Source organism: Nocardia sienata NBRC 100364, assembly GCF_001613205.1.
GTDB classification, from domain to species: domain Bacteria; phylum Actinomycetota; class Actinomycetes; order Mycobacteriales; family Mycobacteriaceae; genus Nocardia; species Nocardia sienata.
This window is the reverse complement of record NZ_BDBX01000009.1, coordinates 23,225-48,991: the sequence shown is the minus strand read 5'-3', so window position 1 is coordinate 48,991 and position 25,767 is coordinate 23,225. Positions and strand designations below refer to the sequence as shown.

Annotated in this window: 26 protein-coding genes; 15 read left to right on the top strand and 11 right to left on the bottom strand. The window is 68.9% G+C overall.

Features of this window, described 5'->3' with window-relative positions; genetic code table 11:
• Positions 1-178 precede the first annotated feature (178 nt).
• The 8 genes from NS4_RS08760 to NS4_RS08725 all read left to right on the top strand — a co-directional run bounded on the left by NS4_RS08760 (position 179) and on the right by NS4_RS08725 (position 7,560).
• The gene (locus tag NS4_RS08760; protein ID WP_063059013.1) at positions 179-886 is read left to right on the top strand and encodes an SDR family NAD(P)-dependent oxidoreductase; all 708 of its coding nucleotides are present in this window, start codon (positions 179-181) and stop codon (positions 884-886) included.
• Between the two features lie 45 nt (positions 887-931).
• A complete protein-coding gene (locus NS4_RS08755) occupies positions 932-1,126 on the top strand; it encodes a ferredoxin (RefSeq protein WP_030521009.1) in 195 nt (64 codons plus the stop codon).
• Positions 1,127-1,142: 16 nt separating this feature from the next.
• The gene (locus NS4_RS08750) at positions 1,143-2,495 is read left to right on the top strand and encodes a cytochrome P450 (protein ID WP_063059012.1); all 1,353 of its coding nucleotides are present in this window, start codon (positions 1,143-1,145) and stop codon (positions 2,493-2,495) included.
• A 117-nt stretch (positions 2,496-2,612) separates the two neighbouring features.
• Positions 2,613-4,298: a thiolase C-terminal domain-containing protein gene (locus NS4_RS08745; protein WP_063059011.1), complete on the top strand. Its 1,686-nt coding sequence runs from the start codon at positions 2,613-2,615 to the stop codon at positions 4,296-4,298.
• Complete coding sequence (locus tag NS4_RS08740; protein WP_245665188.1) at positions 4,288-5,286, top strand: alpha/beta hydrolase; 999 nt, start codon at positions 4,288-4,290, stop codon at positions 5,284-5,286. Before NS4_RS08745 ends, NS4_RS08740 begins: the two co-directional genes overlap by 11 nt.
• Positions 5,287-5,290: 4 nt before the next feature.
• Positions 5,291-5,812 carry a DoxX family protein gene (locus NS4_RS08735; protein ID WP_063059010.1) on the top strand — a complete coding sequence of 174 codons (522 nt, stop codon included), beginning with the start codon at positions 5,291-5,293 and terminating at the stop codon, positions 5,810-5,812.
• 21 nt (positions 5,813-5,833) lie between these two features.
• On the top strand, positions 5,834-6,673 hold the full coding sequence (locus NS4_RS08730) for an NAD(P)-dependent oxidoreductase (RefSeq protein WP_063059009.1): 840 nt from the start codon (positions 5,834-5,836) through the stop codon (positions 6,671-6,673).
• 86 nt (positions 6,674-6,759) lie between these two features.
• Complete coding sequence (locus tag NS4_RS08725) at positions 6,760-7,560, top strand: NAD(P)-dependent oxidoreductase (protein ID WP_063059008.1); 801 nt, start codon at positions 6,760-6,762, stop codon at positions 7,558-7,560.
• 28 nt (positions 7,561-7,588) lie between these two features.
• Here the strand turns inward: NS4_RS08725 and NS4_RS08720 are convergent, their stop codons facing one another.
• A complete protein-coding gene (locus NS4_RS08720) occupies positions 7,589-7,891 on the bottom strand; it encodes a putative antibiotic biosynthesis monooxygenase (protein WP_157105954.1) in 303 nt (100 codons plus the stop codon).
• A 340-nt stretch (positions 7,892-8,231) separates the two neighbouring features.
• Between NS4_RS08720 and NS4_RS08715 the strand changes: the two genes are divergently transcribed.
• Entirely contained in the window at positions 8,232-8,732 is a 501-nt protein-coding gene (locus NS4_RS08715) for a cupin domain-containing protein (protein ID WP_063059006.1), read from the top strand.
• 43 nt (positions 8,733-8,775) lie between these two features.
• Here NS4_RS08715 and NS4_RS08710 read toward each other — a convergent pair whose 3' ends face one another.
• Positions 8,776-9,378, bottom strand: a complete 603-nt coding sequence (locus NS4_RS08710; RefSeq protein ID WP_063059005.1) for a TIGR03086 family metal-binding protein — start codon at positions 9,376-9,378, stop codon at positions 8,776-8,778.
• 69 nt (positions 9,379-9,447) lie between these two features.
• Here NS4_RS08710 and NS4_RS08705 point away from each other — a divergent pair, with 69 nt between their 5' ends.
• Positions 9,448-9,906, top strand: coding sequence for a MarR family winged helix-turn-helix transcriptional regulator (locus NS4_RS08705; RefSeq protein WP_063059004.1), 459 nt, complete (start codon positions 9,448-9,450; stop codon positions 9,904-9,906).
• Between the two features lie 166 nt (positions 9,907-10,072).
• On the opposite strand, the gene NS4_RS08700 is transcribed toward NS4_RS08705, so the two are convergent.
• From NS4_RS08700 to NS4_RS08685, 4 genes are read right to left on the bottom strand one after another with little or no spacing between them, the layout of a single operon-like run.
• Complete coding sequence (locus tag NS4_RS08700) at positions 10,073-10,936, bottom strand: SDR family NAD(P)-dependent oxidoreductase (protein WP_063059003.1); 864 nt, start codon at positions 10,934-10,936, stop codon at positions 10,073-10,075.
• A 14-nt stretch (positions 10,937-10,950) separates the two neighbouring features.
• A complete protein-coding gene (locus tag NS4_RS08695) occupies positions 10,951-11,871 on the bottom strand; it encodes an LLM class F420-dependent oxidoreductase (protein WP_063059002.1) in 921 nt (306 codons plus the stop codon).
• A 27-nt stretch (positions 11,872-11,898) separates the two neighbouring features.
• Positions 11,899-13,134 (bottom strand): acyl-CoA dehydrogenase family protein, encoded by a 1,236-nt coding sequence (locus NS4_RS08690; protein WP_063059001.1) that lies wholly within the window; start codon positions 13,132-13,134, stop codon positions 11,899-11,901.
• Positions 13,135-13,166: 32 nt separating this feature from the next.
• Positions 13,167-14,327: an acyl-CoA dehydrogenase family protein gene (locus tag NS4_RS08685; RefSeq protein ID WP_063059000.1), complete on the bottom strand. Its 1,161-nt coding sequence runs from the start codon at positions 14,325-14,327 to the stop codon at positions 13,167-13,169.
• A gap of 143 nt (positions 14,328-14,470) precedes the next feature.
• On the opposite strand from NS4_RS08685, the gene NS4_RS08680 reads away from it, so the two are divergent.
• Both NS4_RS08680 and NS4_RS08675 read left to right on the top strand, forming a co-directional pair.
• Positions 14,471-15,760 carry a cytochrome P450 gene (locus tag NS4_RS08680; protein WP_063059038.1) on the top strand — a complete coding sequence of 430 codons (1,290 nt, stop codon included), beginning with the start codon at positions 14,471-14,473 and terminating at the stop codon, positions 15,758-15,760.
• A gap of 5 nt (positions 15,761-15,765) precedes the next feature.
• Positions 15,766-15,969: a ferredoxin gene (locus NS4_RS08675; protein ID WP_063058999.1), complete on the top strand. Its 204-nt coding sequence runs from the start codon at positions 15,766-15,768 to the stop codon at positions 15,967-15,969.
• 120 nt (positions 15,970-16,089) lie between these two features.
• On the opposite strand, the gene NS4_RS08670 is transcribed toward NS4_RS08675, so the two are convergent.
• Both NS4_RS08670 and NS4_RS08665 read right to left on the bottom strand, forming a co-directional pair.
• Positions 16,090-17,112 (bottom strand): zinc-dependent alcohol dehydrogenase family protein, encoded by a 1,023-nt coding sequence (locus tag NS4_RS08670; protein WP_063058998.1) that lies wholly within the window; start codon positions 17,110-17,112, stop codon positions 16,090-16,092.
• Positions 17,113-17,215: 103 nt separating this feature from the next.
• Positions 17,216-17,908, bottom strand: coding sequence for a type 1 glutamine amidotransferase domain-containing protein (locus NS4_RS08665; RefSeq protein ID WP_063058997.1), 693 nt, complete (start codon positions 17,906-17,908; stop codon positions 17,216-17,218).
• Between the two features lie 600 nt (positions 17,909-18,508).
• Between NS4_RS08665 and NS4_RS33970 the strand changes: the two genes are divergently transcribed.
• Positions 18,509-19,837 (top strand): GNAT family N-acetyltransferase, encoded by a 1,329-nt coding sequence (locus NS4_RS33970; RefSeq protein ID WP_084487033.1) that lies wholly within the window; start codon positions 18,509-18,511, stop codon positions 19,835-19,837.
• 171 nt (positions 19,838-20,008) lie between these two features.
• Here the strand turns inward: NS4_RS33970 and NS4_RS08655 are convergent, their stop codons facing one another.
• The 3 genes from NS4_RS08655 to NS4_RS08645 are packed head-to-tail and all read right to left on the bottom strand — an operon-like array spanning position 20,009 to position 23,223.
• Positions 20,009-20,776: an enoyl-CoA hydratase/isomerase family protein gene (locus tag NS4_RS08655; RefSeq protein WP_063058996.1), complete on the bottom strand. Its 768-nt coding sequence runs from the start codon at positions 20,774-20,776 to the stop codon at positions 20,009-20,011.
• Positions 20,777-22,036 (bottom strand): acetyl-CoA hydrolase/transferase family protein, encoded by a 1,260-nt coding sequence (locus tag NS4_RS08650; protein ID WP_063058995.1) that lies wholly within the window; start codon positions 22,034-22,036, stop codon positions 20,777-20,779.
• Complete coding sequence (locus tag NS4_RS08645) at positions 22,033-23,223, bottom strand: CaiB/BaiF CoA transferase family protein (protein WP_063058994.1); 1,191 nt, start codon at positions 23,221-23,223, stop codon at positions 22,033-22,035. Before NS4_RS08645 ends, NS4_RS08650 begins: the two co-directional genes overlap by 4 nt.
• 81 nt (positions 23,224-23,304) lie before the next feature.
• On the opposite strand from NS4_RS08645, the gene NS4_RS08640 reads away from it, so the two are divergent.
• Complete coding sequence (locus NS4_RS08640; protein ID WP_084487032.1) at positions 23,305-24,843, top strand: class I adenylate-forming enzyme family protein; 1,539 nt, start codon at positions 23,305-23,307, stop codon at positions 24,841-24,843.
• A complete protein-coding gene (locus NS4_RS08635) occupies positions 24,840-25,616 on the top strand; it encodes an SDR family NAD(P)-dependent oxidoreductase (protein ID WP_063058993.1) in 777 nt (258 codons plus the stop codon). Before NS4_RS08640 ends, NS4_RS08635 begins: the two co-directional genes overlap by 4 nt.
• Positions 25,617-25,767 lie beyond the last annotated feature (151 nt).

Sequence of the window (25,767 nt, the reverse complement as noted above, 5' to 3'; positions counted from 1 at the left end):
TTGGAGGAGTGGTCCGGCTGACGATTCGATGAGCTGGAGCGTTCCGAAAACTTCCGCAGGTCGACCGCCCGCACACGGCTTCCGTCGATCTTGCGGACACGAACTACACGAGAGTACGGTTCTCTTTATTCGGAATGCATGTTCTTGCGCCACTGGGCGCGGGAGAGGAGAGGCAGGCGTGAAAACCGCAGTTGTCACCGGCGGCGCCTCGGGCATCGGACTGGCCATCGCGCAGCGGTTGCGCAGCGACGGATTCCATGTGGCCGCCCTGGACCGCAACGCCGCCGCGGCCGACGATTCCGCCTACCGGGCCGATGTGACCGATCCGGACAGCATCGCCGAAGCGCTCGGGTCCGTCCGCGAGAAGCTGGGGCCGGTCACCGTCCTGGTGAACGCGGCCGGAGTCGACGGGTTCAAACGGTTCCAGAACATCGACTTCGCGGAATGGCAGCGGGTCATCGAGGTGAATCTGCACGGCGTCTTCCACACCATCCAGGCGGTACTGCCGGATATGATCGAAGCCGGCTGGGGACGCATCGTGAACATCTCTTCGTCGAGCGCACAGTCGGGCCAGCCGTTCATGTCCCACTACGTCTCGTCGAAATCCGCGGTCAACGGACTCACCAAATCCCTTGCGCTGGAATTGGGCCCGTCGGGAATCACGGTGAACGCGGTACCCCCGGGTTTCATCGACACCCCCATGCTGCGCCGCTCCGAGGAACGCCGGCTGCTCGGCGGCACCGTCGAAGACCATATCCAGCGCACCCCTGTGCGGCGCGTCGGTAAACCCGAGGACATCGCCGCCACCTGCGCTTTCCTGATCTCCGAGGAGGCCGGCTACATCACCGGCCAGATCATCGGCGTCAACGGCGGACGCAACACCTGACAGCCCCAGGAATCCGCCCACCGCATCCGAAGGGAAGTGACAACCGTGAAGGTCCATGTCGATCAGGAACGCTGCCAGGGGCACACCCTGTGCTCGATGATCGCGCCGAAAGCGTTCGAACTCAGTGAAATCGACGGGCATTCCTCGCCGGTCGACGAGAATGTGGCCCACGACCAAGAGGATCAGGTGCGCGAAGCGGTGCACTCCTGCCCCGAGCGCGCCATCTCGCTCACCGAGTAGTACGAGGGGGCATCCGATGTCGGCCACCGAACCCACCGACCGCCTGCATCCCCGGCTCGATTTCGACCGCTACGGGCCGGCCTACCGGGAATCGTTCCAGGCGATCACCGAGCATATGCACCGGCAGTGCCCGATCGCCTGGACCGACCGCCACGACGGCTACTGGGTCGCCGCGGGCAACCGGGAGGTCTTCGAACTCGCCCGGTGCCCCTACGTCTCCAACGACCGTGACGTCGAGGGCGTACGGCGCGGATATCAGGGCATCACCATTCCCTCCACCAACCAGGCCGCCATTCGCAACGGCATCCTGGAGATGGACGACCCCGAGCACCGTGAACTGCGGGCCGTACTCAACCCGTACCTGTCGCCCGCCGCGGTGCAGCGGTGGATACCGCTCGTCGACGAACTGGTCCGCGCCGCGCTCGACGAGAAGATCGCCACGGGCCGGATCGATTTCGTCGACGATCTGGCCAATATCGTGCCCGCGGTCCTGACCCTGGCCATGCTGGGCGTCCCGCTGCGCAACTGGGCGGTCTACAGCGAGCCCGCGCACGCGACGGTGTACACCCCACCGGACTCCCCGGAGTTCGAGCGGGTACACCGAATGCACCAGGAGATGGGCCTGGACCTCTACACCAATCTCACCGAGATCCGCGCGCATCCCCGGCCCGGCCTCGTCCACGCGCTCGCGACCGAGGCGACACTGGGCGGCGAACCCCTGTCCGATATCGAGATCCTCGGCATGCTCGGCCTGTTGATCGGCGGCGGTTTCGACACCACCACCGCGCTCACCGCGCATTCGCTGGAATGGCTGTCGGAACATCCGGGCGAACGGGAAACCCTCAGCCGGGAACGGGACCAGTTGCTGGATTCGGCGACCGAGGAGTTCCTGCGGTACTTCACACCCGCGCCCGGTGACGGCCGCACGCTGAACGCCGATGTCGAACTGGCCGGCGCGCGGTTCGCCGAAGGCGAACGGCTGTGGCTGTCCTGGGCCATGGCCAACCGTGACCCGGCCGTGTTCGACCGGCCCGACACGGTCGTGCTGGACCGTAAAGGCAACCGGCACTTCAGTTTCGGATTGGGTATCCACCGGTGTATCGGATCGAATGTGGCCCGCGCGGTGTACAAGCGAATGCTGCTCGCGGTGCTGGATCGGCTACCGGACTTCCGGTGTATCCCGGAGGAAGCCGTGCACTACGAGACCATCGCGGTCATCCAGGGAATGCGGCACCTGCCGGCCACATTCACCCCCGGCGAACCACTGGGCCCCGGGCTCGCCGAGACACTCGAGAAACTGCAGACCGTCTGCGACGAACAGCGGCTCGCCGAGCCGGTGACCGTCCGCAAGGACGCGGCGCAGATCTGACGCACAGCGGCACAACGAAATTCCGGCACCCGGACGGGCGACCGCCCGGGTGGACCACCGGACGTGGTCGCTTACCGGCGGCACCGGGCCCCGGCACCGACGCCACGAGGAGGCGATATGTCATCGACGACCGGCGACGAACCGGCACCCCGATCGGGGCGGCCGCTACCGCTGCTGTCCCTGGACACCGAGTTCTTCTGGACCTCGGGCGCCGACGGCAACCTCCGGATCCAGCAGTGCCGGGCGTGTTCGGCGCTGATCCATCCGCCGCAGCCGATCTGCCGCTACTGCCGGGGGCGCGAGCTGGCGCCCCGGATCGTCTCGGGGACCGCGATCCTGGCGTCGTTCACCGTCAACCACCGCTTCGGGCTACCGGGCCTCCCGCCGCCGTACGTGGTGGCGACGGTGGCGCTGGACGACGATCCGCGGGTCCGGCTGACCACCAATATCGTCGACTGCGATCCCGGCGAGCTCACCCTGGGTATGCGGCTGGAGGTGCTGTTCCGGCAGGACGACGATGTGTGGTTGCCACTGTTCCGGCCCGCCGCGCACCAGCCCGGCCCGGCGCCACTGCCGGTGGACGAGATACCCGCTGATCAATTCGCCCAGCACGTGACCACCAGGCGGCGCCGCGACAAATTCGAGGACAGCGTCGCGCTCACCGGAATCGGGATGTCGCGGATCGGGCGGCGGCTCATGCGGCCGCCGCTGGAACTCACTGTCGACGCCTGCCAGCAGGCGATCACCGACGCGGGCCTGAGCCTCGACGATATCGACGGCCTGTCCTCGTATCCGGGCGGCGGGAACCTCGGTGGGTTCGGGGAGGGCGGGGTCACCGCGCTGGAGTCCGCGCTCGGTATCCGGCCCACCTGGCACAACGGCGGGATAGAGACCTTCGGGCCCGGCGGGTCGGTGATCGCGGCCATGCTCGCGGTACACGCGGGTCTGGCCACCCATGTGCTGTGTTTCCGCACGGTCTGGGAGGCCACGTTCAACGAGCTGATGAAACGGGGCACGATCCCCGCCACCGGTGGCGGCCGCACCGCGAGCTGGATGCATCCGTTCGGTTCCACCTCCGCCGCGCATACGCTGGCACAGAAGGCACAACGGCATTTCCACGACTACGGCACCACCCGCGAAACCCTCGGCTGGATAGCGCTGAACCAGCGCGCGAACGCCGCGCTGAACCCGAGTGCGGTCTACCGCGATCCGCTGACGATGGACGACTATCTGAGCGCGCGGCCGATCACCACACCGTTCGGACTCTACGACTGTGATGTCCCGTGCGACGGCGCCGTCGCCGTGATCGTCTCGGCCCGGGAGGCCGCGGCGGATCTGCCCGTACCCGCCATCCGGGTGGAGGCGGTGGGCACCCAGATCGTCGAGCGGATCGAATGGGATCAGAGCACTCTCACCCACGAACCGCAGGTCCTCGGTCCGGCCGCCCATCTGTGGACCCGCACCGACCTGCGACCCGACGATGTGGACGTCGCCGAGTTGTACGACGGATTCACCATCAATTGCCTGTCCTGGATCGAAGCGCTCGGCTTCTGCAAGATCGGGGAGGCCAAGGATTTCCTGGACGGCGGGAAGAACATCGCCCGCGACGGCCTCCTGCCGCTGAACACCCACGGCGGTCAGCTCTCGCACGGCCGCACCCACGGCATGGGACTGATGCACGAGGCGATCGTCCAATTGCGCGGGACCGCCGGGGCACGGCAGGTGCGCGACGCGAAGGTTGCGGTGGTGTCCAGCGGGGGCCTCACCCCGGGCGGTGCGGTACTGCTGCGGAGTGAATCCTGATGGCCCGGGGTACGCGGTGACGCTCACCGGATCCGACCTGGCGCCGGCCGAGTCCCCCGGCCCGTTGCCGGTGATCGCCGAAGTACCCGAGGTCGACGGGATTCCGGTGTCCGGGCTGCTGGCCGCGGCGCCCGGCCCGCGGGCGGTCGTGGTCGCCCTGCACGGCGGCGCCGTGGATTCCCGGTATTTCGACTGCCCCGGCCATCCGGAGTACTCGCTGCTGCGTGCCGGGCAACGGCTCGGCTACACCGTGCTCGCGCTGGACCGCCCCGGGTTCGGCAGCTCGGCTCCGCACGCCCGGCGCCTGGACTCCCCACAGCGCCGGGTGGATCTGGTCTACGGCGCCGTCGACGCACTCTTGGACGGTCTGCCCCGCGGCGCGGGTGTCTTCCTGCTCGCGCATTCGGCGGGCTGCGAACTCGCGGTCCGGATGGCGGCCGCCGAACGCGGCGCCGACCTGCTCGGGCTGGAACTGGCCGGCACCGGGCGCCGGCACCAGCAGGCCGCCCACGAGCTGCTCTGGGGTACCGACCGGATCGCCGGCCGACGGCCACGTGGGGTGGGGCGGCTGATCTGGGAGCCGTCGCGGCTCTATCCCGACGACGTTCGGGGCGGCGGTACTGTTTCCGCGCAGGGCTCGCATCTGGAGTCGCGGGCGCTGCACGACTGGGCCGCGCGCGAATTTCTCGGACTCGCCCCCGATATCTGTGTTCCGGTGCGGTACAGCCTGGGTGAATACGAGCGGGTGTGGCGCAACGATCCCGCGGAGATGGTCGCGGTGGGCGGTATGTTCACCCGGTCGCCGCGGGTCGTGGTGAACCGGATGCCCGATACCGGTCACAACTCGAGCCTCGGCCGGACCGCACCGGCCTACCACCGCAGTGTGCTGGCCTTCGCGGAAGAATGCACCAACGCCCGCGGGACCGGAGATTTCTCCGGCCCTGCCCTGCAATTCGACGGCGGCGCGGCGGCGCGGCCGGAAAGGTAACCGAATGGACGTCACCGATATCGCGCTGCTGCTGCTCCGTCTGGTCGTGGGCGGCACCATGATCGCGCACGGAGTCAACCACTGGATCGGCGGTGGCAAGATCGCCGGAACCGCCGACTGGTTCAGCGGCCTCGGATTACGTCACGGCGTACTGCAGGCATGGTTCAGCGTGATCACCGAGATCGGCGCCGGGGCCCTGCTGGTCCTGGGGTTGCTGACCCCGCTGGCCGCCGCGGCGGTGATCTCGGTGATGCTGGTCGCCGCCTTGCTGGCACACCGGAAGAACGGCTTCTTCGTGTTCAAAGACGGCTACGAGTACGTCCTGGTCCTCGCGGTCGTCTCGCTGGCGCTGGGAATCCTCGGCCCCGGATGGCTGTCGGTGGATCACGCCGCCGGGATCGAGCTCACCGGCTGGGGTGGCGGCGCCGTCGCGCTGGGGGTCGGTGTCGTGGCCACCGCCGCTCTGCTGGCGGTGTTCTGGCGGCCGGCCACCCCGAAACCGGACTCGGCGGACGCCGATTCCTGAGCCGCGCGAGAGGAGAACATCATGCGCGTCGGATTCATCGGACTGGGCAGTCAGGGCGGGCCCATGGCCCGCCGTATCGTCGAGGCCGGGTACCGGACCACCCTGTGGGCGCGCCGCCCCGCCACCACCGAACCGTATGCGGATACCGCGGCGAAAGTCGCCGGCAGTCCCGCGGAACTCGCTGCCGACAGCGATCTGGTGTGTCTGTGCGTGGTCGGTGACGCCGATGTCCGGGAAGTCCTCGAACGCGCAGACGGGGTACTGGCCGGATTCGCCGCCTCCGCGGCCGGGCGTGCGACGGCACCGGTGATCGCGATCCACAGCACGGTCCATCCCGACACGTGCCGGGATCTGGCCGAAATCGCTGCCGAGCGGGGTGTTTCGCTCATCGACGCGCCGGTCAGCGGCGGGGCCCCCGCCGTCGCGGCCGGACGGCTGCTGGTAATGGCCGGAGGTGACGAGCAGACCCTCGCGCGCTGCCGGCCGGTCTTCGAGACCTACGCCGACCCGGTGGTGCATCTGGGCGGTATCGGCGCCGGGCAGACCACCAAACTGCTCAACAATCTCCTGTTCACCGCACATATGGCCACCGCGGTCGGCACCTTGGAGCTCGGCGCCCGGCTGGGGGTGAGCCCCGACCGGCTCGGCGAGGTGATCGGCAACGGGAGCGGGAACAGTTTCGCACTGGGGCGGATACTCGCGGGCGGCGGGAAACTGGACCAGATCGCCGCGCACGCCGGCGATCTGCTGCGCAAGGATGTCCGGCTGATCAGCGAGCTGGCGGCCGCCGCCGGCATCGCACCCGGGGTCGTGCTCGACACCGCCGATGCCACCCTCACCCTGATGGGACGTCCGCGCTGAACCCGGGCCGGGGCGCCCGCGTGAGCCCCCGGCCGCCGCACCACGGGTCGCGTCGCACCCCGCGTCCCCGATCGAAGGAGAACCGCGTGCGTATCGGATTCATCGGCGCCGGCCGGATGGGTATCCCCATGATCCGGCGGCTGACCGCGGCCGGGCACGATGTCCGGGCTCTCGGGCGCGGGCCCGCGGCGCGCGGCGCGATCACCGCGACCGGCGCCACCGCCGTCGGTTCCGTCCCTGAGGCAGGACAGCACGCCGAAGCGGTGGTGATCTGTGTTTTCACCGACGCGCAAGCGCGGGAGGTCTGCCTGGACAGCGGGCTGCTCGAAACCATGCCCGCCGGTTCGGTACTGATCCTGCACACGACGGGCAGTCCCGACACCGCGACCGCCGTGGCCGCCGCCCCGGCCGCCGCCGGACGCCTCGTGGTCGACGCGCCGGTGAGCGGGGGCCCGCACAATATCGCCGACGGTTCGCTCACCGTCTTCCTGGGTGGCACCGACGCGGCGGTGGCGCGGGCCCGCCCCGTCCTCACCGCGTATGCCGACCCGGTCCTGGCCGTGGGCGAACTCGGTAACGGCCAACGGGTGAAGCTCGTCAACAATTCCCTGTTCGCAGCCCAGATCGGCCTGGTCACCGAGGCTGTGCGGCTGGCCGGTGAACTCGGTCTCACCGAAGCCGAGGTGCTGTCCGCACTGCCGCATGCCAGCAGTTCGGGTCGTGCGGTACTGAGCGTGGCGGCCAAGGGGTCGGTGGCCGCGTTCGCCGAATCGGTGGGCGAGTTCCTGCGCAAGGATATCGCCGTGGTCCGGGAGCTCACCGACCGGCTGGGTAGCGATCTGGGCCTGCTCGATCCCGCCATCCGGGCGGCGGCCGGATCCGGCTGACCGCGCAGGCCGCGGGGCTCGGGCGTGGTCAGTGGGCCAGCCACCCGGCGAAGCGCCGGGACAGGAAGGGCATGATCACCCACACCATGGCCGCCACCGCGACCGGCATGATGCACGCCAGCCGCAGCGGCGTCGGGAGCGGTTCGAGCAGCGGAGCGGTGGCCATCACCAGGGCTGTGAGCAAGGGGTAGAGCCCGCCCATGGTCAGCACCCAGAACTTCCACTTCGCCGGATGGGTGTCGGTATCTCCCGCGCTGCCGGCGTCGCCGTCGATATGGGTCCGCAGCTCACCAGACGCTGTAACCGCCACGATTTCTTTCGTATCCAACATGTTCTGCTCCTGCTCCGTTCCGTTGTTGTGGAATGGACGAAGCAGACCGCGCATCTGTGACAACGGCGGTCCATGGAAAATCTTCGGGCGCCGTGGGCTGTGGTGTGGACGGGCGAGGCGAGCGGCTGCGTCGTCGGGTCGCTGCGGCCTCCCCCGCCGTGGACATCCGCTCGTTGTCCTGTACAGCCCGGCCGGAAGCCCATAGCCGCGGTATCGGTAGTGGCGGCGGCAGCTCGGGACACGTCGTTCCGGTGGGATGTCACAGTCGGCGGGGCTGCTCCGTCGACTCTGCAGCAGACGAAAAACGGGTACCGCACCCACCGAGACCTACGGAGTTCCGATGACCGCTTCCGCGCAGACCGCCGCCCCCGTCCTCGTTCGTGCCGAGGAGGCCGAGACCCTCCAGGATGGTGCGCTGAGCCTCATCACCCTGCTCGCCGACGCCGGACAGACCGGGGGCGCGCTGACCGCCAACAAGGCGACCCTGCGCAAGGGTTCCCCCGGTGCGCCGGCGCATTTCCACACCGCCGCGACCGAGATGTTTTTGGTGCTCGACGGTTCCGTGCGGATTCTGCTGGGCGAGCGGATCGTGCGGCTCGAGCGCGGTGATTTCCTGACCGTGCCGCCCACGGTGCCCCACGCGTTCGCCCCGGCCGCCGGTGCCGAGGCCGAACTGCTCGTGGTCTTCACTCCGGGGCTGCACCGGTTCGACTACTACCGGCTGCTCGAGCGGGTCTACCGGGGCGAGGCGAGCGTCGAGGAGATCGGTGCGAGCTCGCAGCGCTACGACAACCACTACGTCGACAGCCCCGTCTGGCGCAACGAGCTCGCCGACGCCTGAGCACCCGCGAGCCTGCTGCGAGGTCCGACCGATTCCGCTGCGGCTATCCGCGTTCCGGCCACGCGGGTGAACGCCCTAGCAGCCGGAGGATCCGGTCCAGCGGCGCGCCCGGGTCGCCATCCGGCAGCGCACGGGCGAAGGGGGACCCGGGCTGCTCGCGCTCCGGGCCGTCGGGAACGGATTCGGCGATACGCAACACCGGCTCGGCCGTGGCCTCGTCCAGTTCATAGCCCACGCCGAGGGCGCGCGCGAGATCCCAGCCGTGGACGACATAGTCGACCAGGTGGAATCCGAGGGCCTGGTGGCCCGGGACCGTCACCTCCGGCCCGAATTCCGGCAGCGCGAAGAGACGGTCCGCCGTCCCCGGCTCGGCGAAGGCCCGCAGGACCTCCGCCGCGGATTCGATGTACTCGGCTTTGGTGTGCGGTCCCGGTTTGCGCACCTGCCAGTGCGCGAGGTCGGCGCCGTCGCCACGTGCACCGGCGGCGAAGCCGCGATGCTGTGCGGCCATATGCGCCAGCAGGTCGCCCACGGTCCACCCGGCGCACGGGGTCGGCAGGCCGAGTCGGTCAGGGGTTACGAGTTCGGCGGTGGTCACTGTGGTGAGCACCGCCCGGCGGTCGAGTTCGACTAGGTCTGTGGTCATACCGCAGACAGTACGCATACGCTTATAATACGTCAATGCTTACCATTTCCCAGTGGGTAGGTTCTACTCATGGGAACCACGGACCGTCCGGATCTGGCCGCGATGCTCGCGCCGCTGACCCGCACCCTCATCGCCCTGGAACGCCCGATTCTCGAAGCCCACGGGCTGACCATGTGGGCCTACACGGTCCTGAGCACGCTGAGCCGCGGCGCCGCCCGCGGGCAGGGCGTACTCGCCCAGGAGATCGGCGCGGACAAAACCCGGATCATCGCGGTCCTCGACGACCTCCAGGATCGCGGCCTCATCGAACGCACCCCCGATCCCGCCGACCGCCGGGCCCGGCTGCTGGAGCTGACACCGGAGGGACACCGGATCGCGGCCGCGGTGCAGGCCGAAATCCAGGCGCGCGAAAACGAGAAGGTCCTGGAACAGCTATCAGCCGCCGACCGCCGCGGTTTCCTCAATGCCCTGCGCATCCTGACCGCACATTCCCCCGACCAGACGCCGAACGGCCCCGGCACCGATTGACCAGAACCCGATCGAATCGGCTACGGCACGCGCAGGCGCGCATCCGCAGGCGGGTTCGCGGACCGGGTGACGCCGATATCGCCCACGCTGATGGACCGGTCGTCCGGAACACCCCGGGCCACCCCGGTGCTTCCGGCCCGTCGACCGTGGCAGCGAACCCGCGTCGTTACCGCGTTTCCTCGCTCGCGCGCAGCACCCGCAGCGGCGCGTGATTGGCCCAGCCCTCCACCGGCCAGTTGAACCAGCCGGCCGACGCCCCGGTACCACCATCGGGGTGCAGGGTGGTCCCCGTCAGATAGGACGACAGACCGGAGGCCAGGAACACCGCGCAATGGGAGATATCGGTGAGGTGACCGGCGCGGCCCATGGGGATAGCGACCTTGACGCCCGCCGGATCGAGCATCGCGTTGTCACCGGTCCCGATTCGTTCCAGGTTCGGAGTGGGTACGAAATCGGGGGCGATGTTGTTGACGCGGATCCGGTCCGGGGCCACCTCCACGGCGAGGGTGCGCGCGAACTGCTCCACCGCGGCCTTCGCCGCCGAGTACACCGCGAAACCCGGTGCGGCGCGATGGGCTTCGATGGTCGTGATGTTGATGATGCTGCCGCCGTGCCCGCCGGCGCGCATCCGCGGCACGGCCAGGCCACAGGCGTGCAGGACATGGGTCAGGTTGGTGCGCAACAGCGCATCCCAGCCCTTCGGCCCGGTGTCGGTGAACGGCGCACGGAATGTGCCACCGACCACGTTCACCAGCGTATCGAGCCGGCCCCACCGCGCATCGGCGGCCTCGAACAGCGCGGCGAGAGCCACCGGATCCCGGGCGTCGCCGTGATGCACGACGGCGTCGCGGCCCTGTTCCGCCAGTGACTGCGCCAGCTCCGCGGTCGCGGCTGGGTCGAGGTCCAGTACGGCCGGGTGCACTCCATTGGCGACCAAATCCGCCACAATCGCCCCGCCCAGTCCCCCCGCCCCGCCGGTCACCACCGCCACACTGCCGGCGAGACCGCCGCGCTCCTCGAACCAGCCCATCCCGCCGGCTCCTCTCAGTCGTCGATGTAGTGGGCGCCGAAGGACGCCAGGAAATCGAAGGTGACCGCCGGATCGAGTGTGTCGTGCACACCGGCGCGGGTGGAGACGGTGATCCAGTCGACCCCGGCGCGCGCCAATTCGGCGAATGCTTCCCGGTGCGGTCCCGGATCGGCGCCGGGACCGGTGAGCCCGGTATGGCTGTAGGAGTACACCAGGTCGATATGGCCGGTGCGCCCGTTGTCCACGGCCGCCGATCGCACATCGGCGATCTTTCGGGCCAGGTCCGCGATCGTGCCCAGTTCCGGTGTGCGGGCGGTGGTACTGAGTTCGGCGCCCCCGGACATCGGAATCCAGCCCTGGGCCGCCCGCGCCACCCGGCGCCGGCTCAGCGCGGAGTTACCTCCGATCCAGATGGGAATGGGCTGCTGTACCGGGGTCGGCCGGGCCTGCACCTCGCGGGCGCTGAAATGCTTGCCGGTATAGCTGAACGGCTCGCCCTTCCAGTGCAGCGGCAGCACATCCAGAGCTTCGTCGAACAGGGTGTTGCGCTCCTCGAAATCCACGCCCACCGCGTGGAATTCACCCTTCAGATACCCGGTGCCGATCCCCAGGACCGCCCGGCCGCCGGAGAGTTTGTCCAGGGTGGCCGCCGCTTTGGCCAGCAGCATGGGATTCCGGTAGGGCGCCACCGACAGATAGGTGATCAGGCGGATCCGCTCGGTCAGCGCCGCCGCGTACCCCAGTGATACGAAGGGGTCCAGGGTCTGATGGCCGCCGGCCCCCAGCCAGCGGGCGCCCGGCGCCGGATGTTCGCTGAGCGAGAATCCGGCGAAACCGGCCCGCTCGGCCGCGCGCGCGACCTCTCCCAGCGGCCCCGCGTCGAGCACATCGCCCGCCATGCCGCCGGTCTCGGGATAGTGGAAGATGAACCGCATCGCTATCTCCGCCTCCTCGCTCCGGCACTAACGTCCACGTTTCACCTCGTTGAACGGCACATCCCGGTCGGCGGCGTACTCCCGCGGCATCCCGAGCACCCTTTCGCTGATCACATTGCGGGCGATCTCGGTGCTGCCACCGGCCAGACTCCAGGCGGCGCGGAACAAGAAATCGGTGCCGATGCGCGCGGTGTCGACCGGATCTCCGGGGGCGTGCGTGGCGGCGGCCGCTCCCGCGACCTTCACCGCCAGATCGGTTTGCAGCCAGGAATTCTCGGCACTGAACAGGCGTGTGATGGATCCGGCGGCCGGCGGCAGTTCCCCGGCGAGCACACTGCGAGTGATGTGGTCGATGAGCTGATCGCGTACCACCTGCATGGCCCACGCCTCGCCGACGTCCTCGCGGACCCGGATATCGTCGAGTCGACCGCTGTCGCGGGCGATATCCAGGATCGGGGACTGCTCGCCGCCCAGATGCGGCCGGGCGCCGCTGAGATACGGCGAGGTCCCGCCGATGGCCGCACGCTCGTGGTAGAGCAGCCGGGACGCGGCCTCCCAGCCGTCATCGACCCGGCCGATCACGGCCTCCTCGCCGAGCACCACATCATCGAAGAACTCCTGGCAGAACTCGGTGGATCCGGTGACCTGCCGGATCCGCTGCACGGTCACCCCCTCGGCCTCGATCGGCACCAGGAACATGGTGAGCCCGCGATGTTTGGGGACCTCCCAGTTGGTGCGGGCCAGGCACAACCCGTAGTCCGCGGCGTAGGCGCCCGAACTCCAGATCTTGGAGCCGTTGAGGATCCAGCGTTCGCCGTCCCGTTCGGCCCGGGTGGTGAGTCCGGCCAGATCCGAACCACCGCGCGGCTCGGACAACAACTGCACCAGCACCTCGTCTCCGCGCAGCACCGCGCTCAGATGCTCCCGCTTCTGCTCCTCGGTCCCCAGGTCGAGCAGGGTGGCCGCGCAGATGGACAGGGTCGGCACATTGAGGATCACCGGCATCTCGTAGGGGTAGGACTCCTTGGTGAAGGCCTGCTGATGCGCGGGGGTGAGACCGAGGCCGCCGTACTCCTTCGGGAAGCAGATACCCGCGAACCCGCCGTCGTGCAGCATCCGCTGGAGTTGCCGCGCCCGGTCCCACTCCTCTTTGCTGTCGGGCGGGCCCTGGTCCGGCGGTGCGGGCGCGAGATTGGCGCGCAACCAGATCCGGGCGCGTTCGCGGAACTCGGCTACGGGTTCGAGTTCGAGTTCGGTGGTCATAGCGGTGTCGCCTTCCGGGGAGTTCTGCCGCGCTACGCGGCGCTGACGAGGAGGTCGGTGATCCGGCGGCGATGCTCCTCGGGAGTGCCGTAGAGCGCGCGGCCCAGTCCGATCCGCCGCAGATACAGATGCAGATCGTGCTCCCAGGTGACCCCGATACCGCCGTGCAACTGCACACAGTCCTGACCGATCACGGGGGCTTTCGCGCCCACATAGGATTTCGCGACGCTCACCGCTTGCGCCGCGGCGCGCGGCTCGTCGTCACAGGCCGCCGCGGCCGCCGCGGTGGTCGCACGGCAGGCCTCGTACCAGGTCTTGTTGTCGGCCATGCGGTGTTTGAGCGCCTGATACGAGGCCAGTGGGCGGCCGAAGGTGAATCGGTCGGTGAGCCAGGCCAGGGTCGCCTCCAACGCCTTGCCGGTGGCGCCCACCGTCTCCGCCGCCGTCAACACCGCGGCGGTGTGCAACTGGACGCGTACGGCGTCGGCCGCCGCGGCTCCGGTGTGCGTCACGGCGTCGGCGGGCACCGCCACCTCGGCGAATTCGATCCTTGCGGTGCGGCGGACCAGGTCCAGGGTCCAGGTCGGGGTGACGGTGACGCCCGGGGCGTCGGTGGGCACCAGCAGTTGTACCGGGCCGTCCGCGCTGTGTGCGGTCACCAGCAGGATGTCGGCGCGGTCCCCGGCTTCGACGCGATCCTTCACCCCGGTCAGCCGGTAGCCGGCGCCGTCGCGGACGGCGCGCGCCCATTCCCCGTCGGTGGGGGCATCGCGGCCGGCGAGCGCGTCGACGATATCGAGACCACGTCCGGGTTCGTAGACGGCCCAGGAGGCGATCAGGGTGCCCGCCGCGATCGCCGTGACCGTGTGGTCACCAGCCGCGCTCGCGCTCGCCAGCCCGGCGAGGACCGCGTTGGTGGCGACGAACGGCCCCGGCGCGCAGGCGCGGCCGAGTTCTGTTGCTATGAGCGCCAATTCGGTCATCGGACGCCCCGATACGGTGCCGCCGCCGTGTTCCTCCGCGACCAGCATGGCGGTCCAGCCCAGTTCGGCGGCCGAGCGCCACCACCGATCGTCGAATCCGGTCCCGGCCTCGCCGAGCGCGCGTACTGTCGGCACCGGGACGGTGTCGGCCAGGAATTCCCGGGCTGTCTGCTGGAAGAGCCGCTGGTCAGCGGTGAGATCAAGGGTCATGTTCGCCGGTCCTCCGGTTGACGCACGGCACACCGTGTGGAAATCTCATATTCACAGATGAGAGTTATATTCTCAAATGCGGAAGTCAACCGGCGGAGCTGCTCGTGGCGGTGGGTGCCGGCCGAGCGAAGGGAACCCGTCACGTGAAAAACTTCGAGGATCTGGATTTCTTCCTCGGGCAGGAGCTGGTCGCTGATCCCTACCCGTACTTCGACGCCCTGCGCGAACAGTGCCCGGTGACCCGCGAGAAGCACCACAACGTCATGATGGTGACCGGTTACGACGAGGCCCTGGAAGTCCTCAACGACGCCGAGCGGTTCTCCTCCTGCATCTCGGTGACCGGGCCCTTTCCCGGTTTCCCGGTTCCCATCGACGAGAACTCCGATGCCGACGCCCTGATCGCCGAACACCGCGATTCGCTGCCGTTCAGCGATCAGCTCCCGGCTCTGGACCCGCCGACCCATACCGCGCACCGTGGTCTGCTGATGCGGCTGATCACTCCCAAACGCCTCAAGGAGAACGAAGAGGCGATGTGGGAACTGGCCGATAAGATGCTCGACGAGTACCTGGCGCCCGGAAACGGTGAACTCATCCACGATTTCGCGGGCCCCTTCACCCTCTACGTGATCGCGGACCTACTCGGTGTGCCGCCGGAGGACCAGCAGGAGTTCCTCAACGCCTTGCAGCGCGATCCGCACCGCACCGGAACGGTCGGCAGCACCAGCTCCGAGCACGCCATGGAGCACAACCCGATCGAATTCCTCTACGAGAAGTTCTCCACCTATATCGAGGACCGCCGTAAGAATCCTCGTGGTGACGTGCTGACCAGTCTCGCGGAGGCCACCTTCCCCGACGGCAGCCGACCGGAGGTGATCGACGTGGTCCGGGTGGCCGCCAATCTCTTCTCGGCCGGCCAGGAAACCACTGTGCGGTTGCTGTCCTCGGGGCTGAAACTGATCGCCGAGGACCCGGAACTGCAGGCCTGGCTGCGCGGCGACCCCGAGCGCATCAACAACTTCATCGAAGAGATGCTGCGGATGGAGAGCCCGGTGAAGGGTGATTTCCGGCTGGCGAAGACCACCACCACGGTCGGCGGTGTGGAGGTCCCGGCGGGCACGGTCCTGATGCTCGCCAACGGCGGCGCCAACCGCGATCCGCGGCGTTTCGAGAATCCGAGCGTTTTCGACGCGCAACGCTCGAACGCCCGGTCCCATATCGCCTTCGGCCGCGGTATCCACACCTGCCCCGGCGCCCCGCTGGCCCGCACCGAGGCGAAGGTGGCGTTCAAGCGCCTGCTCGAGCGCACCACCGATATCCGGATCGACGAGAGCGCCCACGGTCCGGCCGACGCGCGCAGATACCAGTATCTGCCGACCTTCATCCTGCGCGGGATCACCGCTCTACACCTGGAATTCGACCGGACGGAAGGGTAAGCCACATGAAGGTCATCGTCGACGAGGACTCCTGCAAGGGGCACGGTATCTGCACCACACTGTGCCCGGAAGTGTTCACGCTCAACGACTACGGCTATGCGGAGGCGGTCGCCGAGGACGTCCCCGAGGACCTGCGCGAGGCGGTACTCACCGCCAAGGACGCCTGCCCCGAGTGGGCGATCAAGATCGCCGGCGAGACCGAGGGCTGAACACCGGATTCAGATCTCGGATGCGGCTCGCTCGTACTCGGCGCCGGTGACCGGTTCTGGGTTTCGGCGGTGGCGTCTTCCGGTGGTCGCCGCCCCGGCCCGCGACCACCGGACACGGTCTCATACCGTGAGAAGGACTTTGGTGGCACGACGCTCGTCCATCGCGCGGTAACCTTCCGCGGCCTGCTCCAGCGGCAGGAAGAGATCGAAGACGTCGCCGGGCTCGATGTCACCGCGCATGATGAGATCGATCAGTTCCGGCAGGAACCGGCGCACCGGCGCGGGACCGCCGTGCAGATGGACGCTGGAGAAGAACAGCCGCATACCGTCGAGTTCGACACCGTAGGTCAACCCGACGTAGCCGACATGGCCGCCGGGCCGGGCGGCGCGGATGGCCTGCGTCATGGACTCCTGGGTGCCGACCGCCTCGACCACCGAATGCGCGCCGAGCCCGTCGGTGAGTTCCTTGATCCTGTCCACCCCGGCCTTGCCGCGCTCTTCGACGATCTCGTCGGCGCCGAATCTGCGGGCCAGCGCCTGACGGTCGGCATGGCGGCTCATGGCGATGACGCGGTCGGCGCCGAGTTGTTTCGCGGCCAGCACGGCCAGCAGGCCTACCGCGCCGTCGCCGACGACCACCACCGTTTTCCCGGGTCCCGCCTCGGCGGCGACGGCGGCGAACCAGCCGGTGCCGAGTACGTCGGAGGCCGCGAGCAGGCCGGGGTACTGCGCCGGGCCCGGAGAACCCGGAACGACGACAAGGGTTCCGTCGGCGAGCGGGATACGGGCCCGCTCGGCCTGGGTCCCGATCGAGCCCATCGGGACGTTGTGCACGCAGCGGCTCTGATATCCGGCTCGGCAGATCTCGCAGGTGTTGTCGGAGGCGAAGAACGATCCGACGACGAAATCTCCGAGCGCGAGACCGGCGACCTCGGGGCCGACCTCCTCGACGACGCCGATGTACTCGTGCCCCATCGGAGTGGGACCCTCCACCGGCTCCACGCCGCGGTAGGGCCACAGGTCCGACCCGCAGATGCAGGTGGCGGCGATGCGGATGATCGCGTCGGTGGGCTCGACGATCTCGGGATCCGCCCGGTCCTCGACCCGGATGTCGCCGGGAGCGTACATGATGACTCCGCGCATGTTCACCGTCTCCTGTGGTTATTCTGCTCGGATTTCGGTATTTCCGGAGCACGCCGCGGTTGTTCCTGCACACGGGATAACGCGGCCGAGCAACGAATCGGCGTCAGGCGAGTACTTCGAGAACTTTTTCGGCGAGCGGACCGGCGGAAGCCGGATTCTGACCGGTGAACAGATTCCGGTCGACGACGGTGTAGGGCTTCCAGATTTCGCCACGCGTGAATTCGACACCGAGCTTCCCCAGTTCGTCCTCGGCCGTCCAGAACGCCTTCTCCCGCAACCCGACGGCGTCCTCCTCATCATTGGTGAATGCCGTCAGGCGGTACCCGGCGAAGGGCGATACACCGTTGTGTCTGGTCGCCAGGATCGCCACCGGTGCGTGGCAGACGATGGCCAGCGGCTTGCCCGAAGCGAGCGCCGCGGTCAGCAACCTACCGGAGTCCGCGTCCCGCCACAGATCCTCCATGGGGCCGTGACCACCGGGGTAGTAGACCGCGGCGTAGTCGGCCGGGCGGGCGTGGGCCAAGTCGATCGGCCGGCGCAACTCTTCGGCCGCGCGCAGGGTCTCTTCCAGCTCCCGGGCGGCCTGCTCGCCGCCGGCCATCGACGGTCGCAGACTCATCAGATCGACATGGGGCACCACTGCGGCCGGGGTGGCCACCACTATTCGATGACCGGCCCCGGTCAGTGCGCGATAAGGGGCGGCGAACTCTTCGGCCCAATACCCGGTGGGGTGCCGGGTCCCGTCGTTCAGGGTCCAATAACTCGCCCCGGTCACCACGAAAAGAATTTCGGCCATACAGCTTACTCCCGATCGGTTGTAGAGCTGTGCGCGGAGAAAGTGGATTTCACGAAACCCGAATTCGCATCCACTATAAAGCGGACCGGCAGGGGCGGCAACAACGACAACGTTCCGTCGCGGTCGGCGGTCGACCGGCCCTCGGGATCTTCGAGGTGCACTGCGCTGCCGATCCCGGGGTGGGGCCGGCGGCGAAAAACAGTTGCGCCCTGTGCGGCGTGTGTGATTGATTTCCGGGGTGTCCCGGCGACCACGTCGGGCTATCAGCCCTTGGAAGAGGTGTTTTGTGATCCGGCCCGCGCCGAGCGCGCCCGACTACATCGCGTAGTCGTCTCCCACGCCGTGGCTGCACGGCGTTCCGACGGGACGACAACCCGATACCTGCGTTTCCGGTGGCACCCCCCGGTGGTGGAGGTGTACGGCCGTGAGACGGCCGCAGCCGTCCACAGCCGCGCCCCGGATTCGTGAAGCCGCTCGGCCTGCTCGCACGGTCGTCTTCTTCTCCTGGATCCCGGACCGATCGGATTTCATTCGCACCGCCGGCTATCGCTCGCGGCGCGTGGCCGACTCGTAGCGGGTCCCTGTTCAAGGGTTTCTACGTTGTCTTCTTCCACTGCTGATCACGGCACGACCGGCACGGGTTCGGGCCCGGATGCGGTCATCGAAGCGCTCTTCGTCCTGCACGACGGTCTACCCAGACAAGGTCCGGGCTCGGACGCCACGACCCGGCGTCTGCTCGCGGCGGCCGGGCCGCTTCCCGATCGCCCCCGCATACTGGACGCCGGTTGCGGACCGGGCCGCGCCGGCCTGCTGCTCGCCGCCGAGACCGGCGCGACCGTCACCGCCGTCGATATCCACCAGCCCTACCTGGACGACCTGGCGGCCGAGGCGGCCCGTCGAGGACTGGGCGGGCGGGTTTCGGTGATGAACCACTCGATGGACCGGCTGCCGTTTCCCGACCACAGTTTCGATGCGATCTGGGCCGAAGGCTCGGTCTACACGATCGGCTTCGATACCGCACTGCGTACCTGGCGGCGGTTGCTGGCCCCGGGCGGGGTCCTGGCCATCACCGAGATCGAATGGACCGGCACCACCCCCGGGGACTCGGTGCGCGCCTACTGGGACGCGATATATCCGCTGCGGACCCGTGCCGCCAATACCGACGCGGCCCGCTCGGCCGGTTATCGAGTGGACGCGTACTGGCCGCTACCGGATACCGACTGGTGGCAGGAGTACTACACCCCGCTCATCGAGCGAATGCGCCGGATGGACCCGAACCGCCCGGGCATGCGCGAGGCCCTGGCGGCACTGCGCACAGAAATCGCCATGCGCAGCCGGCACGGCCACGACTACCACTACGCCGCGTACATCCTGCGTCCCGACGACCACACCACCGCAACGACCGAGAACGGAACAACCATGAGCACTTGGCGCACTCGTCCCGAGACCAGCGGCGATATCGCGGCCATCCGCGAAGTCGTACTCGCCGCCTTCCCCACCCCCGAGGAGGCCGACCTGGTCGAGGCTCTGCGGGCCGACCCCGAGGCATGGATCGAAGGGCTGTCCATGGTCACCACCACCTCCGCCGGCGAGGTCGTCGCGCACGCTCTGCTCACCCGCTGCCGTATCGACGGTGAACCGGCCTTGGCGCTGGCCCCCTGCGCGGTACTGCCCCGGGTCCAGCGTACGGGCGCGGGTTCTGCCGCGATCCGGGCAGCGCTGGACGCGGCCCGGTCGATGGGCGAGCACACGGTGGTCGTCCTGGGGCACGCCGACTACTACCCGCGCTTCGGCTTCACCCCTGCCTCGCGCTTCGGAATCCGCGCACCCTTCGACGCCCCCGACGAGGCCATGATGGCACTCGCCCTGGACGACACCCGCCCGGTTCCCCGAGGCACCATCGCCTACCCCACCGCGTTCGGCGTGTAACGCACCCGGGTGCCATCGAGTAGATGACAATGTCCGGCCGCGCCGCGGCCACGCGGCCGGACGGCTCGTCCTGATACGGAATACACCGCGACGCAGGAGATTCCATCCGCTGCCCCGAACTCGAACGGCCGTTGCCGCAGGCCTCTCCTCGGCAACGGCTCGGGCGCGATCTCATGTCCCCGTCCACCGCGGTGCCCGCTTCGCCGCGAACGCCGCCGGGCCCTCCTGGGCGTCGGCACTGCGATAGGCCCTCGCCGAGGCGTGCCGGGCGGCCCGCAGCGCGGCCGACCGGCCCATTTCGGTTGCCAGCATGACGGTTTCGCGTGCGGCGCGCACGGACAACGGTGCGCCGGCGAGCACCGTGGTGGCCAGATCGAGAGCCACCGTCAACAGTTCGTCCGGTTCGGCCAGCCGGTTCACCAGACCGATCTCGTAGGCCCGGGCCGCGCTGATGGGGTTACCGGTGAGCAGGATCTCCATCATGATGCGCTGCGGGATCATATGGATCAGCGGCGCGGCCCACGGTGAGCTGCGGCCCACCTTCACCTCGCTGACCGCGAAGGTCGCTGTCGTACTGGCCACGCACAGATCGCAGGCCTGGGCGATCATCCAGCCACCGGCGAAGGCGGCGCCGTTTACTGCGGCGATGGTCGGTTTGGACAGTTCGATCGTGTCGTAGGGGACGGGGAACATGTCGCGGGGAGGTTCGGCCATCCCGGTGTCCACCATCTCCCGTAGGTCCCCGCCCGCGCAGAATGCCTTCGGTCCGGCACCGGTCAGGATCGCGATCCGCAATGCCGGGTCGTGTTCGAAACGGTCCCAGGCCGCGAACAGCCCCGTCCGGACCTCCGCGGACAGGCAGTTGCGCGTCTGCGGCCGGTTGAGGGTGATCACCGCGATACCGTCGGCGCGGGCGTCGAAGAGTACGGCGTCCTCCATCTAGAATCCTCGTTTCTCGATGAGACGGGCGGTCCGGGCCAGTTCGTCACGGAAACCGGGATGGGCGATACCGACGAGGCGCCGGGCGCGTTCGGCCAGCGATTTCCCGGCCAGTTCGGCGGCGCCGTATTCGGTGACGACGATGTCGACTTCGGTCCGCGCGGTGGTGACCGGCCCGGACAGCGCCGCGGTGATCCGGCTGACGGTGCCGTGGCGCGCGGTGGCGGGCAACGCGATGATCGACCGCCCGCCGGGCGAGCGCAGCCCGGCCCGGACGAAATCCACTTGGCCGCCGGTGCCGCCGATATAGCTCTCGCCGGACTGTTCGGCGTTCACCTGCCCGGTCAGGTCCACCTCGAGCGCGGAGTTCAGCGTGACGAGATGGTCGAGCTGTGCGAGGACGGCGGCGTCATGGGTATAGGAGGTCGGGCACATGCGCAGGGCCGGATTACGGTGGGCGAAATCGTAGAGTCGCCGGGTGCCGATGAGCGCGCCCGTGATCGAGACACCCGGGTCGATCTTTTTGCGCGCGTTGGTGATCACGCCGGCTTCGACGAGGTCGACGAGACCGTCTCCCATCATTCCCGAGTGGACGCCGAGGTCGCGGCGATCGCCCAGCAGCCGTACCGCTGCGTCGGGCACAGCACCGATACCGATCTGCAGGACCGCGCCGTCGCCGATGTAGTCGGTGATGTGGCGGGCGATGGCTTCGTCCACCGCACCGATCGCTGCGGGCGCCACCTCCACCGGCGGGGTCGATACGGTGACCGCGCAGTCGATCTCGGCGGCGGCCAATGATTCACCGAAGGTGTAGGGCACCTGCTCGTTGACCTCCGCGATCACCACCCGGGCTCGCGCGACCGCCGCCCGGACATAGTCGCTGACGAGCCCGAAGCTGTGCCTGCCCGCGGAATCGGCGGGGCTGACCTGAACGAGCGCGATATCGCAGCCGAGTTCGCCGGATTCGATCATGGGAGCCACCCGGCCCACATGACAGGGCACGATGTCGAGTTCGTGGATCCTGGTGAGACTGCGCAGCGCGCCGATGGCGCCCATACTCGACAGCGCGAAAGAGCGGCCGACCCCGGGCGCGAACCGGCCGGAGAAGCTGGTCGCGGTGAAGGCGGACAGATCGCCGATCCGGGGTCCTTGATCGATGAGGGCCTCGACGAGCGTGGTGGGCTCACCGCAGGCCTGCCCGATGACGATCCGGTCGCCGGGGCGCAGCCACTGCCCGAGGTCGATATCGGTCTCCTTCATCCCCGGGTTCCCGTGCCGTTGCCGGCCGGCCCGGCGGGTCTCTGTTCGCGTACGACCGCCGCCTCCAGTACTTCCCGGGTGTGGGCGCCGAGGCGGGGCGCCGGACCGGATACGCGGCCGGGGGTGCGGGAGAACCAGGTCGGCGGGCCGGGGAAACGCAGCGGGCCGTCGGGACTGTCGATCGTTTCGAAGAAACCGGCCTCGTTGAGGTGCGCGTTGTCGAAGAGATCGTCCAGGCCGCGGACCGGCGCGGCCGGAATATCCAGGGAATTCAGCAGATCGAGCCAAGCGGCGGTGGTGCGGGTCGCGAAGGTCTCCCGCAGATGGGCGTAGACGGTGTCGATCCGGCGCGCACGCTGGGCGAGGGTCGCGAATTCCGGACCGTTCCAGGGCGGGCGGACCGCGTTCACGAAGGCCGTCCACTGTTTGTCGTTGTAGACCAGTGCGGAGAGATAACCGTCGGCGGTGCGGTACGGGGTGCGCTCGGGAGTCACCGCGCGCGGGTAGGCGGCCGACCCCAGCGGCGGATCGAACAGGGCGCCGTTGGCGTGCTCGACCAGCATGAAGGCGGCCATGGTTTCGAACATGGCGACCTCCACCTCCTGCCCCTCCCCGGTCCGCTCGCGATGGAACAGGGCCATCATGGTGGCGTAGACGGCGGTCATTCCGGCGATCTTGTCGGCCATGATGGTGCCCACGTAACCCGGTGTGCCGGTCAGTAGTTCCTGGACGTGCGGTAGTCCGCATTCAGCCTGGATCGTGTCGTCGTAGGCGGTGCGGTCGGCGTCGGGGCCGCGCCGGCCGTAGCCGTAGCAGTTGGTGTAGACGATCGACGGCTCGAGCGCGGCGACCCGCTCGTAGTCGAACCCGAGCGCGGCCACGGCCTTACCGCGCATGGAGTGGATGAACACATCGGCGCCGGTGATCAGTTCACGCAGCGCGGTTTTGCCCGCTTCCTCGCGCAGATCCAGGACCACACTGCGTTTCCCGCGGTTGACGTTGACGAACACGCCGGCCATTCCCGGTACCGGGCCCACCGAGATATGGCGGGTGTTGTCCCCGGCCGGCGGCTCCACCTTGATCACATCCGCGCCCATATCGGCCATGATCTGGGTGCAATAGGGACCCATCACCATCGCGGTCAGATCGATCACCCGCACTCCGGCCAGCGGCCCTGTGTGCTGCATACGCCCTACCTTCACCGGGCCGGCCGAACAAATCGACGGCTATCTGATGAATCTTTGTAAGGATAGTGATATCAAGTATGGGTGCCCAGTTTCAATGGCGAGAACGCCGGGCCCGGCAGCGGCGCCGGCGTGCCCGCGATTCCGGCGTCCGTCGCCGAGGTACTCGAACCCGCCCTCGCGGCGAACCCCGAAGCGGTTGCCGTCGAGGCGGTATCGGGTTCCTGGACCTACCGTGAACTCGACGAACAAGCCCATGCCGCCGCCGGAGCGCTGTGGTCGCTCGGCGTCCGCCCCGGCGACCGGGTCGCGGCCTGCCTGCCCAACGACCTGCCGATCGTGGCCGCCTTCCACGGCGCGCAGCGGATCGGGGCGATCTGGGCGGGTATCGGCGAAGCGCTCGCCCCGGCCGAACAGCGGTATCTGCACGATCTGATCGAGCCGCGCGTCGTTCTGGCGGGACCCCGCTGCACACTCGATACCCCCGCGCGGGTCGATCCGGCTCGCTGGGCCGCCGCGCTGCGGGCCCCGGCGGCCCCCGCGATCACGCATGATCCGGAGGCACCGGCCGCGATCGCGTTCACCAGCGGTACCTCGGGGCGCCCGAAAGCGGTCGTCCACAGTCAGCGCAATCTGTTGCTACCCGGGGCCGTACTGGTCGCCACCCGCGGGTGGGGCCCCGAATTGCGTAAGGGCGACAGCTTCCCGCTGACCATCCTCAATCTCATGGTCCTGTCCACCCTGCTCACCGCTCAGGCCGGCGGATGCGCGGTGATCATGGACCGCCGCGATGTCGCGGGGGTCGCGCAATGGATCGCCACCCGTAAGGTGACGGTCTGGAACGGCGCCCCGGCCCAGTTCTACGATCTGGCCGCCCGCGCGGACCTCGACCTGGGTTCGCTGCGGGAGGTGTGGAGCGGCGGCAGCGACACCCCGGACACCCTCCGAGCGGCATTCGCGCAGGCGCACGGCCCGATACCGCGGGTGACCTACGGCCTCACCGAAGCGCCGACCGTGGTCGCCATCGATCCGCCCGGTGCCCAGTGGCGGCCGCGGGCCGCCGGCCGGGTCCTGCCGCACTACGATGTCGCCGCCTACGACGACGACGGAAACCGGCTGCCGCCGGGCGAACTCGGCGAGTTGCGGCTGGCGGGCCGCACGGACGGGCCGTGGGCCGGACTGTGGCGGCCGATGCTCGGGTACTGGTCGGAGGGGAAAGTACAGCCCGCACCGGAGGGGCCGGTCGCCACCGGGGATATCGGCACCGTCGACGCGGACGGCTGGCTCACCGTACTCGACCGCAAGAAGATGGTCATCCTCCGCGGTAGCGCGAATATCTACCCGCTCGAGGTGGAGCGGGTGCTGGCGGCCCATCCGGCCGTCGGCCGGGCGGCGGTATGCGGAGTGCCGCACGAAAGGCTCGGGCAGCAGGTGGCCGCTGTGATCGAAACGAACGGCCGGCCGGTGGATTTCGCGGAACTGGCCGATCACTGCCGCGGTGAGCTCGCCGGGTACAAGGTTCCCGAGGTCTGGGCCGCGGTCGACGCGCTACCGCTCAATGCCATGGGCAAGGTGGTGCGCACCGAGCTCGCCGGCCTGATCGCGCGGCAGGACCCGGCGTGAGCGGCGATCGCGCGGCGGCCGTGCGCCCCTTCGAGCTCGACGGCAGAGCGGCCGTCGTGACCGGCGGATCGTCCGGGCTGGGCGCGGCGGTGAGCCGGGCGCTGGCCGGACTCGGCGCACGGGTCGCGGTGGTGGCACGGCGCCGGGACCGGTTGGAGTCCTTGGCAACCGAGATCGACGGCCTGGCCGTGGAATGCGATCTGGGCGACCCCGAGCGGATCGCCGAGATCGTGCCGGCGGTCACCGACGCGCTGGGCCCGCCGGAGATCTTGGTCAACGCGGCCGGTAACCGTTTCGGCACCGCGGGCGCGGAAGCGGAATCACTGACCGATATCCGGCGCACCCTGGAACTGAATCTGCTGGCACCGCTACTGCTCGCGCAGCAGGTCTTCCCCGCCATGCGCGCAGTCGGCCGGGGTTCGATCGTGAATGTCTCCTCGATCAGCGGACGGGTGGGTATCCCCGGCATCCCGCAGGCCTCCTATGCCGCGAGCAAGGCCGGATTGTCCGGGCTCACCGCCGAACTCGCCGTGCAGTGGGCCCGGCATTCGATCCGGGTGAACACCGTCGCACCGGGCTTCTTCCGCAGCGAGATCACCGACAGTCTCTACGACAGCGAACGCGGTGCCGACTATCTGCGCCGCAATATCCCGCTGCCCACCGAGGGCACCGCGGCCGACATCGTGGGCGCGATCGTCTGGCTGGCCGGGGATTCCGGCCGGTACGTGACCGGGCAGACCATCGTCGTCGACGGTGGGTGGACCGCGCGCTGACCCGGGGGTGTTGACACCGGTCCGGACCGCTGGAAATATGATTCTTGATTCAGAGAATATAATTCTCCCGGAAGTCTCCGGCTCGGCACCCTGTCCCTCGGCACCGTCGTTCGACAAGCTGAACGGCAACCGAACGGAATCGAGAAAGGAA